11 protein-coding genes are annotated in these 9,339 nt (G+C 72.9%); 6 read left to right on the forward strand and 5 right to left on the reverse strand.

Translation table 11 applies throughout. The annotated features are described in order from the left end of the window. Positions 1-3: 3 nt before the first annotated feature. The 5 genes from fabG to ACFY7H_RS32510 all read left to right on the forward strand — a co-directional run bounded on the left by fabG (position 4) and on the right by ACFY7H_RS32510 (position 4,721). Entirely contained in the window at positions 4-765 is a 762-nt protein-coding gene (gene fabG, locus ACFY7H_RS32490) for a 3-oxoacyl-ACP reductase FabG (RefSeq protein WP_388945806.1), read from the forward strand. A gap of 27 nt (positions 766-792) precedes the next feature. Beyond that, positions 793-1,599, forward strand: coding sequence for an SDR family oxidoreductase (locus ACFY7H_RS32495; RefSeq protein WP_388945808.1), 807 nt, complete (start codon positions 793-795; stop codon positions 1,597-1,599). A 152-nt stretch (positions 1,600-1,751) separates the two neighbouring features. Next, on the forward strand, positions 1,752-3,335 hold the full coding sequence (locus tag ACFY7H_RS32500; RefSeq protein ID WP_388945811.1) for an ABC transporter substrate-binding protein: 1,584 nt from the start codon (positions 1,752-1,754) through the stop codon (positions 3,333-3,335). Between the two features lie 97 nt (positions 3,336-3,432). Next, the gene (locus ACFY7H_RS32505; RefSeq protein ID WP_388945828.1) at positions 3,433-4,101 is read left to right on the forward strand and encodes a uracil-DNA glycosylase; all 669 of its coding nucleotides are present in this window, start codon (positions 3,433-3,435) and stop codon (positions 4,099-4,101) included. A 50-nt stretch (positions 4,102-4,151) separates the two neighbouring features. After that, on the forward strand, positions 4,152-4,721 hold the full coding sequence (locus ACFY7H_RS32510; protein WP_388945813.1) for a hypothetical protein: 570 nt from the start codon (positions 4,152-4,154) through the stop codon (positions 4,719-4,721). Between the two features lie 55 nt (positions 4,722-4,776). On the opposite strand, the gene ACFY7H_RS32515 is transcribed toward ACFY7H_RS32510, so the two are convergent. Next, entirely contained in the window at positions 4,777-5,313 is a 537-nt protein-coding gene (locus ACFY7H_RS32515) for a hypothetical protein (RefSeq protein ID WP_388945815.1), read from the reverse strand. Positions 5,314-5,408: 95 nt separating this feature from the next. Beyond that, positions 5,409-5,930, reverse strand: coding sequence for a DinB family protein (locus ACFY7H_RS32520; RefSeq protein WP_388945817.1), 522 nt, complete (start codon positions 5,928-5,930; stop codon positions 5,409-5,411). An 82-nt stretch (positions 5,931-6,012) separates the two neighbouring features. Between ACFY7H_RS32520 and ACFY7H_RS32525 the strand changes: the two genes are divergently transcribed. Beyond that, positions 6,013-6,927: a Gfo/Idh/MocA family protein gene (locus ACFY7H_RS32525; protein WP_388945819.1), complete on the forward strand. Its 915-nt coding sequence runs from the start codon at positions 6,013-6,015 to the stop codon at positions 6,925-6,927. Here ACFY7H_RS32525 and lnt read toward each other — a convergent pair. From lnt to ACFY7H_RS32540, 3 genes are all read right to left on the reverse strand, one after another. Then, positions 6,863-8,410, reverse strand: a complete 1,548-nt coding sequence (gene lnt / locus ACFY7H_RS32530; RefSeq protein WP_388945822.1) for an apolipoprotein N-acyltransferase — start codon at positions 8,408-8,410, stop codon at positions 6,863-6,865. The genes ACFY7H_RS32525 and lnt overlap by 65 nt on opposite strands. Before the next feature lie 48 nt (positions 8,411-8,458). After that, positions 8,459-8,920 carry a nuclear transport factor 2 family protein gene (locus ACFY7H_RS32535; protein ID WP_388945825.1) on the reverse strand — a complete coding sequence of 154 codons (462 nt, stop codon included), beginning with the start codon at positions 8,918-8,920 and terminating at the stop codon, positions 8,459-8,461. Positions 8,921-8,988: 68 nt separating this feature from the next. Next, on the reverse strand, positions 8,989-9,156 hold the full coding sequence (locus ACFY7H_RS32540; RefSeq protein WP_388945831.1) for a hypothetical protein: 168 nt from the start codon (positions 9,154-9,156) through the stop codon (positions 8,989-8,991). Between the last annotated feature and the right edge of the window lie 183 nt (positions 9,157-9,339).

Genomic DNA, 9,339 nt, shown 5'->3' on the forward strand with positions numbered 1-9,339 from the left:
AGCATGTCCACCACCGAGCAGCGCGTCGCGATCGTGACCGGGGCGGCCCGGGGCATCGGCGCGGCCACCGCCGTCCGTCTGGCGGCCGAAGGCCGTGCGGTCGCCGTACTCGACCTGGACGAGGCGTCCTGCAAGGACACCGTCGAGGCGATCACGGCGGCCGGCGGCAAGGCCCTGGCGGTCGGCTGCGACGTCTCCGACGCCGCCCAGGTGGAGGCCGCCGTCGAGCGGGTCGCGAGCACGCTCGGCGCCCCGACGATCCTCGTCAACAACGCCGGCGTGCTCCGCGACAACCTGCTCTTCAAGATGAGCGAAACCGACTGGGACACCGTCATGAACGTGCACCTGCGCGGGGCGTTCCTGATGGCGAGGGCCTGTCAGAAGTACATGGTGGCGGCCAAGTTCGGCCGTGTCGTGAACCTCTCCAGCAGCTCGGCGCTCGGCAACCGCGGCCAGGCCAACTACGCCGCCGCCAAGGCGGGTCTCCAGGGCTTCACCAAGACGCTGGCGATCGAGCTCGGCAAGTTCGGCATCACCGCCAACGCCGTCGCCCCGGGCTTCATCGTGACCGAGATGACGGCGCAGACCGCGGCCCGCGTCGGCATGGGCTTCGAGGAGTTCCAGCAGGCCGCCGCCTCCCAGATCCCGGTGCAGCGCGTGGGCCGTCCGGAGGACATCGCGGGCGCCATCGCCTTCTTCACGGGCGAGGACGCGGGCTTCGTCTCCGGCCAGGTCCTGTACGTGGCCGGCGGCCCGCTCAACTGACGGTTCGACGAGAGGCGGGCGTACGTCATGACGGACAACGGCATCGACAACGGCATCGGCGACGGCATCGGCGGGGACGCCGGCCGTGTCGACAGCGGCAAGGTGGCCCTGGTCACCGGCGCGAGCCGGGGCATCGGCTACGGGATCGCCGAGGCCCTGGTCGCCCGCGGCGACCGGGTCGTGATCACCGGGCGCAACGAGGAGGCGCTCAAGGAGGCCGCGGAGCGGCTCGGCGCGGACCGGGTGATCGGAGTGGCCGGGAAGGCGCACGACGAGGCCCACCAGGCCCTCGCCGTGGAGCGTGCGATGGAGGTCTTCGGCCGCGTCGACTTCCTGGTGAACAACGCGGGCACCAACCCGGTCTTCGGGCCGATCGCGGACCTGGACCTCGGGGTGGCGCGCAAGGTCTTCGAGACCAATGTGATCTCCGCCCTGGGCTTCGCCCAGCGGACCTGGCACGCCTGGCAGAAGGACCACGGCGGGGCCATCGTGAACATCGCCTCCATCGCCGGCGTCTCGGCCTCGCCCTTCATCGGGGCGTACGGGATGAGCAAGGCCGCGATGATCAACCTGACCCTCCAGCTGGCGCACGAGATGGCGCCGGGCGTGCGGGTCAACGCCATCGCCCCGGCGGTGGTCAGGACGAAGTTCGCGCAGGCGCTCTACGAGGGCCGTGAGCAGGAGGCGGCGGCCGCCTATCCGCTCGGCCGGCTCGGCGTTCCGGAGGACATCGGCGGGGCAGCCGCATTCCTGACATCTGCACAAGCGGAATGGATCACAGGACAAACGCTCGTCGTCGACGGGGGAATGTTCCTCAATGCCGGGGTTCATTGACCGATATCCGGACGCATTTGCCTCCTGACAGGAGGCAAATGCGTGTCGAACTGGCACGAAATCGGTCAAGTGCCTCACGAAACCTGCCCATTGGATTTGTGAGGCTCTGCGGTAGGGTCTGCCGCACCCCTGGCTGATCGAGGAGCGTGCACGTGTTCAACCGGACCAGATGCCTGCAGATCGCTGCGGCCGTTGCGTCCATATCCCTGCTCGCCGGATGCGGCCTGTTCTCGGACGACGACGGCGAGACCGCGAAGAGGATCACCGTGGGGACGACGAGCGCGCCCAGCCACCTCGACCCCGCCGCGGCCTGGGACGGCTCCTGGGAGCTGTACCGCAACGTCTACCAGACCCTGCTCGCCTTCCCGACGGGCAGCACCAAGCCCCAGCCGGACGCGGCCCAGGGCTGTGAGTTCACCGACTCGGCGAACACGGCCTACCGCTGCACCCTGCGCAAGGGCCTGAAGTTCTCCAACGGCGAGCCGCTCGACGCCAAGGCGGTCAAGCACTCCCTCGACCGGATCAAGACGATCAACCACAAGGTCGGTCCCGCCGGTCTCTTCAACACCCTGGACAAGATCGAGGCGCCGGACGCGCTCACGGTCGTCTTCCACCTGAAGACCCCCGACGCGACCTTCCCGTACGTGCTGGGCTCGCCGGCCGCCTCCCTGGTCGCGCCGAAGGACTACCCGGCCGGGAAGATCCGCACCGACGGGAAGGTCACCGGCTCCGGCCCCTACGTCCTCACCTCGTACACCGAGGGCGGCGAGGCGGTCCTCGGCCGCAACGAGAGCTACACCGGCTTCGCCAACCGCCGCAACGACGGCGTGACGATCCGCTACTTCTCCGACTCCAAGAAGATGGTCGCCGCCCTCAAGGGCAAGGAGATCGACGCCACCTACCGCGGCCTCTCCGCCCCAGAGATCAAGGACCTCCAGACCCCCGCCTCGCAGGCCCTCGGCGTCCAGGTCGTGGAGAACGTCGGCGCCGAGATCCGCTACCTGGTCTTCAACCCGAACGACCCCCAGGTCAACAAGCAGGCCGTGCGACAGGCGATCGCCCAGGTCATCGACCGGGGCGCGATCGTCTCCAAGGTCTACCAGGGCACAGCCGAGCCGCTCTACTCGATGGTCCCCAAGGGCGTCGTGGGCCACAGGACGCCCTTCTACGACATGTACGGCAACCCCGACGTGGCCAAGGCCAAGAAGATCCTCACGGCCGCGGGGATCACCCAGAAGGTGGAGCTGACCTTCTGGTACACCACGGACCGGTACGGCGCCTCCACCGCGGACGAGTTCACCGAGATCAAGCGGCAGCTCGACGAGAGCGACCTCTTCAAGATCACCCTGCGCGGCCAGCCGTGGAAGGCATTCCAGGAGGGCTACAAGAGCGGCCAGTACCCGGTCTTCGGCCGAGGCTGGTTCCCGGACTTCCCGGACCCCGACAACTTCATCGCGCCGTTCGTCGGCAAGGAGAACGCGGTCGGCACCCCGTACGAGCCGGCGCAGATCGTGAACGAGCTGCTGCCCAAGTCCCGCCGCGAGGGCGACCGCTCGGCGGGCGTCAGGGAGTTCGAGGCGGCCCAGCAGATCTTCGCCCAGGACGTCCGGCTGCTGCCGCTGTGGCAGGGCAAGCTCTACGTCGGCGCGCGCGAGGACATCGCCGGCGCCGAGCGGGCACTGGACCCGCAGACCGCCATGCAGATGTGGGAGCTGTACCGCAAGACCAGCTGGTGATCCCGGCGGGGCGCCCGGATGGCGGCGTTGTCAGTGGTCCCCGGTAGGTTCAGAGCAGTTGCACGAACTTGTACCGGAGGTTGTCGACGTGACCCAGATGCTGCCCGAGTCCTGGCTCCCCGTCCTCGGCGGGGAGCTGGACCAGCCCTACTTCAGGGAACTCACCGAGTTCGTCGAGAAGGAGCGGGCGAACGGGCCGGTCTACCCGCCCCGCGAACAGGTCTTCGCGGCCCTGGAGGCCACGCCGTTCGACAAGGTGAAGGTCCTGGTCCTCGGCCAGGACCCTTACCACGGCGCCGGCCAGGGACACGGCCTCTGCTTCTCCGTGCGCCCCGGCGTCAAGACCCCGCCCTCCCTGCGCAACATCTACAAGGAGATGAAGGAGGAGCTCGGCCTGCCGGTCCCGGACAACGGGTACCTGATGCCGTGGGCCGAGCAGGGCGTCCTGCTGCTCAACGCCGTCCTCACCGTCCGCGAGGCCGAGCCCAACTCGCACAAGGGCAAGGGCTGGGAGAAGTTCACCGACGCCGTGATCCGGGCCGTGTCCGATCGCCCCGACCCGGTCGTCTTCGTGCTCTGGGGCGCCTACGCCCAGAAGAAGATCCCGCTCATCGACGAGGAGCGGCACGTGATCGTCAAGGGCGCCCACCCCTCGCCGCTGTCGGCGAAGAAGTTCTTCGGCTCCCGTCCCTTCACGCAGATCAACGAGGCGGTCGCCGCCCAGGGCCATGAGCCGATCGACTGGCGGATCCCGGACCTCGGCTGACACCACACCGCGCCTCGGCGCCAGATCCGGTGCCGCCGGTTAGCTTCTTGATGATCGGACCGGAACCGGTCCGGCGGAGCGAGCCGGAGGCCCCGTTGACGGAGCAGCAGCAGGAGGCGTCGGAGGACGCCGTCATGACCAGGATCGGCCAGGCCGTCATCCTGCTGCACGCCGGAGACCGCGAGGAGGCCCGCAACCGGCTCGGCGAGATCTGGTCCGAGATCGGCGAGGAGGGCGACTCCCTGCACCGCTGCACGCTCGCGCACTACCTGGCCGACGCGCAGGACGACCCCGCCGACGAACTGGCCTGGGACCTGCGGGCGCTGACCGCCGCCGACGGACTCGGCGAGCGGCCGGGAGAGACGCTCCCCGGGCGCACCGACCCGCACCCCGCCGTGCGGGGGTTCTACCCGTCGCTGCACCTCAGCCTCGCGGCCGACTACGCCAAACTGCGCCGGCCCGAGGAGGCCCGGGCCCACCTCGCGCGGGCCCGGGCCGCCACCCGAGCGCTGTCCGACGACGGGTACGGCAACGGCGTACGGGCCGCCATCGCCCGCCTGGAGCGCCGGCTGGAGACCGAGGGGGGCCCGGGGCCCCGCCCCTTCCCCGGGCAGGCGTAGGCCCGGTCCAGCGGCCCCCGACGGGGTGTGACGGCCGCGGGGGGCCGGGTCCGCTTCAGCCGCCCTCGACGCCCGCGCAGATCCGGGCCTCCGGACCGTCCGGATCCCAGTCCCCGTGCCGGCGGCCCAGCGCGCACACGTCGGCGGGCCGGACCGGCAGCTCCCGCACCAGCCCGGGCGGCAGCCGCCCCTCCCGCCCCGGGGCGGGCGGACGGCCCGCCGCACCGCCCCGGGCGCGCCCCGGCGGCTCGGCCGGCTCCGGGATGTCGGGTACCGCGGGTGCGGCCGGTGCGGCCTCCCGGGGCTCCGTACGCGGCCCCGGTACGGTGCGCGCCGAGCCCCGCCCCGCGGCCGTCGGGGCCGACGGGCGGGCGCCCTCCCCCGGTACCGCCCTCAGCGCCTCCAGGGCGGGCGCCTGGACGACCACGGGCAGCGCCCCCGGCCCGCCGCGCGGCTCGTGCCGGGGCGGCGGTCCGCCGGGGGCCGCCGCCGGGCCGGTGGGGGAGGGGTTCACGTTCACGCAGCCGGAGACGGCCGAGACGGCACAGGCGGCTCCGAGGAGCAGCTTCGTCGAGGTTCGGGTGGGGTGCACCCACGCAACTCTGCTGTGCGGCGACCCCGTTGCGATAACCGGGAGCCGATATTCACCCCGCACGGGTGACGCGGAGGGGCGACCGGCGGACAGCGCTACTCGCCGGTGGCGCCGTCGATGTGCTCGCGCAGCAGGTCCGCGTGCCCGTTGTGACGGGCGTACTCCTCGATCATGTGGGTGTACACCCAGCGCAGGCTGAAGACCTCGCCGCGGTGGTGGCTGGCGGCGTCCGACACCGCGTCCAGGGAGCGGCCCGCCGCCGCCCGCCGCGCCAGGTCGGTCTCGGTCCGCCAGACCTGCTCGGCCGAGGCCCAGGTGTCCCCGTCGGTGAACTCGAAGTCCCCGTCCACGTTTTCGCGGGTGCTGTACAGCTCGGGCAGGTCCTCGCCCAGGGTGATCTCCCGGAACCAGTACCGCTCCACCTCCGCCATGTGCCGTACGAGGCCCAGCAGACTCAGCGCGGAAGGCCGGAGCGGGGTGAGGCGCAACTGCTCCTCGGAGAGCCCCTCGCACTTCCAGGCCAGGGTGGAGCGGTGGTAATCGAGCCAGCCCTCCAGCATCTCGCGCTCGCCGGCGGTGGTGGAGGGTTCGGGGCGGTGCGGTCCGTTCGACGTCATGGTCCACATCCTGGACGAACGCGCCGCCTCCCACCAGGGATTAAGCTGCGGCTGTCCCCAAGGCACACACAGGAGGCTCCTGGTGAAGGTCGGCGTCATCGGACTCGGCGACATCGCGCAGAAGGCGTACCTGCCCGTCCTCACCACCCGGCCCGGGCTGGAGCTGCACCTGCAGACCCGCACCCCGGCCACCCTCGAGCGGATCGCAGACGTCCACCGCGTCCCGCCGGAGCGCCGCCACACCACGCTGGACTCACTGCTCGCCGAGGGCCTCGACGCCGCCTTCGTGCACGCCCCGACGGACACCCACCCGCAGATCGTGGAGCGGCTGCTGGAAGCGGGCGTGGCGACCTACGTGGACAAGCCGCTGGCCTACGAGCTGGCGGACTCCCGGCGCCTGGTCGAGCGTGCCGAGAAGCTCGGGGTGAGCCTCTTCGTCGGCTTCAACCGCCGCCACGCCCCCGGCTACACGCTGTGCGCCGACCACCCGCGCGACCTGATCGTCATGCAGAAGAACCGGGTCGGGCTCCCCGAGGACCCGCGCACCCTGGTCCTCGACGACTTCATCCACGTCGTCGACACCCTGCGCTTCCTGCTCCCCGCGGAGGCCGACCACATCGACGTACGGGCCGTGGTGCGCGAGGGACTGATGTCGCAGGTGGTGCTCCAGATGTCCGGCGACGGCTTCACCGCCCTGGGCATCATGAACCGCCGGTCCGGGTCGGCCGAGGAGGTCCTGGAGGTGTCCGGCCAGGACTCCAAGCGCCAGGTCGTCAACCTCGCCGAGGTCGTCGACCACCGTGGCCAGCCCACCGTGCGCCGCCGCGGGGACTGGGTCCCCGTCGCGCGTCAGCGCGGCATCGAGCAGGTCGTGGACACCTTCCTGGAGGCCGTGGCGGCCGGCAAGGTGCTCAGCGCCCGGGACGCCCTGCTCACCCACGAGCTGTGCGAGCGGGTGGTGCTGACGGCTCTGGAGCAGGCCTCCCGGGCCGCCTGACCGCCCGCACCGCCCCGGCCGCGCAGTACACCGCCAGCGCGGCCAGACAGGCGCCCGCCGGCCAGTTCCCGAAGCGGACGAAGAGGGTCGTGCCGCGGGCGAGCGGCACCTCGTACGCGACCGCCGTGCTCGCCGAGGTGGGCAGGGCGGCCCCGATCCGCTCGCCGGACGGCCCGTGGACGGCGCTGACGCCGGTCAGGGTCGCGTGCACCACCGGGCGGCCCGTCTCGGCGGCGCGCAGGGCCGCCAGGGAGGCGTGCTGGGCCGGTGCCCAGCTGTCCTGGAAGGTCGAGGTCGCCGATTGCGCGACGAGTACCCCGGCGCCCGCGCGGACCAGGTGCCGGCTCATGTCGGGAAAGGCCGACTCGAAGCACACCAGCGGACCCAGCCGCACCCCGCCGGGCAGGTCCACGACCACAGGGGCCGCGCCGCGCATCCGGTCCTCGCTGGCCGCCCTGCCGACCGATGTGGCCCAGCCCAGCAGCGAGCGGGCCGGCACGTACTCGCCGAAGGGGACCAGCCGCATCTTGTCGTACCGGTCGCCGGTGGGGCCCTCCGGGCCGACCAGCACCGAACTCTTGTAGATCCCGGGCCGGTCCGAGCGCCGGGCGTCCACGTTGACCAGCAACGGGGCCCCCAGCTCCGCGGACAGGGCCGCCAGCCGCCGGGACAGGTCGGGCCGCGACGCCAGGTCCGCGCCGACGCCGCTCTCCCCCCACACCACCAGGTCCGGCCGCGCCCCCGCCAGGGTCCGCGTCAGCCCCTCCTCCACCGCGAACCGCCGCTCCGCGCTGTCCGCCCCGCCCACCGGGCCCGGCTGCACGACGGCCACGCGCACCCCGCCCGACACCTCGGGGCGCGGCAGCCACAGCCACACCACCCCCGTGAGCACCGCACCCCCCGCCAGCGAGGCCACCGCCGGAACCCGCGCCCGGGGCGCCGCGACCAGCAGCACCACCGCACAGTTCACCGCCACCACCAGCAGGCTCACCAGCCACACCCCGCCCACCGAGGCCAGCCGCAGCGCCGGCGGCACCTGCCACTGACTCGCCCCCAGCAGCCCCCACGGCCCGCCCAGCCCCTGCCAGGACCGGGCCAGCTCCGACAGCAGCCACCCCGCCGGTACGAGGACCAGCCCGGCCGCCGCCCGCCGCGGGCCCGGCACCCCGCCGAGCAACTCCCGCACCAGCAGGGCCCAGGGCACCCAGAGCAGCCCCAGCAGCACGGCGACGGGGATCAGGAACACGTGCAGGCTCGGCAGCAGCCAGTGGTGCACCGCCACGATGAACCCCGCACCCCCCAGCCAGCCCTCCAGCGCGGCCCGCCGCCCGGTGGGCGCGGAGCGCAGCAGCAGCATCCACGGCACGAGGGCGACGTACGCGAACCACCACAGCCCCGGCGCCGGAAACGCGAGACAGGGCAGCGCCCCGGCGGCCACGGCGCCCGCCGCACGCCACCATCGGGTCCGCTTCGCGAGCAGCATGACGCGCCTCCGCTTCCAGTGTGGGACCGCCCTCGGCCGGGCGCGGCCTCAGGCCGCTACGTGACGCCACTTCTCGTGGACCGTGACCCGCGTGAGCCGCCAGCCGTCCGGGGTGCGGGCCAGCGAGAAGGCGTACCGCCCGGCGGCGACGAAGTTGGGGGAGGTGCCGCGGTCGCCGGCACCGGCCAGCCGCATCGGGTTCAGGAAGTCCGCCCGTACCCGCGCCGAGTCCCCGGGATACCCGCCCCGGTCCTCCAGCCGGATCAGCCGGTTCACGATCAGGTGCTGGCGCACCGGGAAGAGCTCCATCGTCCGCGCGAGCCAGTCGGCGACCTCCGCGGCCGGGCCCTCGGCCCCGCCGGCCGAGCTGTAGTCGGCCCGTCCCCCCGGCGTGAACAGGGCGCGGTAGGCGTCCCAGTCCCCGTCGTCGACGGCCACCGCGTACTCCGAGACCACCTCGTCGATGGCGAGACGGTCCATCACGGTCGCCAGGTCCACACGCTGCGTCATCGGGTCAGTGTGCGGCTGCGGGGCGCCGGCGCCAAGGGCCGTGCAGCCACCGGACGCGCCGGCGCCGGTCAGTGACCGGAATGCGCCTCCCGTTGCCGGATCACGACCAGGAACGCGTCACTGGCCAGGTCCATCACCACCTCCGCCGGAACGCCCTCGCGCGTCCGCTGCGCCGCGTACTCCTCGGCGGGCCAGCTCCCCCTCGGACTTCCCGCCGGAAAACGCTCCAATACCACGCGGCCCATGAGAACCCCCTGTCGCTCGCCTTCAGGTCTCTTCCGGGCACAACGACGTGGGGGGGGGCCCCCGCCCCCCGCCCGGGGGGCCCCCCCCCCCGGGCCCCCCCCCGGGGGGGGGGGGCGGGCGGGCCCCCCGCCCCCCCCCCCCCCCCGCGGGGGGGGGCGCCCCCCCGCCAGAGC

Origin of the sequence: Streptomyces sp. NPDC012794 (genome assembly GCF_042901085.1) — a bacterium.
Classification (GTDB): Bacteria; Actinomycetota; Actinomycetes; order Streptomycetales; family Streptomycetaceae; genus Streptomyces.

Bases quoted from the DNA above. Each gene is read 5' to 3' on its own strand.
- ACFY7H_RS32495 (WP_388945808.1), top strand. From the start codon at position 793: ATGACGGACAACGGCATCGACAACGGCATCGGCGACGGCATCGGCGGG.
- fabG (WP_388945806.1), top strand. From the start codon at position 4: ATGTCCACCACCGAGCAGCGCGTCGCGATCGTGACCGGGGCGGCCCGG.
- ACFY7H_RS32520 (WP_388945817.1), bottom strand. From the start codon at position 5,930: ATGACGTCGAACGGACCGCACCGCCCCGAACCCTCCACCACCGCCGGC.
- ACFY7H_RS32510 (WP_388945813.1), top strand. From the start codon at position 4,152: ATGATCGGACCGGAACCGGTCCGGCGGAGCGAGCCGGAGGCCCCGTTG.
- ACFY7H_RS32505 (WP_388945828.1), top strand. From the start codon at position 3,433: ATGCTGCCCGAGTCCTGGCTCCCCGTCCTCGGCGGGGAGCTGGACCAG.
- lnt (WP_388945822.1), bottom strand. From the start codon at position 8,410: ATGCTGCTCGCGAAGCGGACCCGATGGTGGCGTGCGGCGGGCGCCGTG.
- ACFY7H_RS32535 (WP_388945825.1), bottom strand. From the start codon at position 8,920: ATGACGCAGCGTGTGGACCTGGCGACCGTGATGGACCGTCTCGCCATC.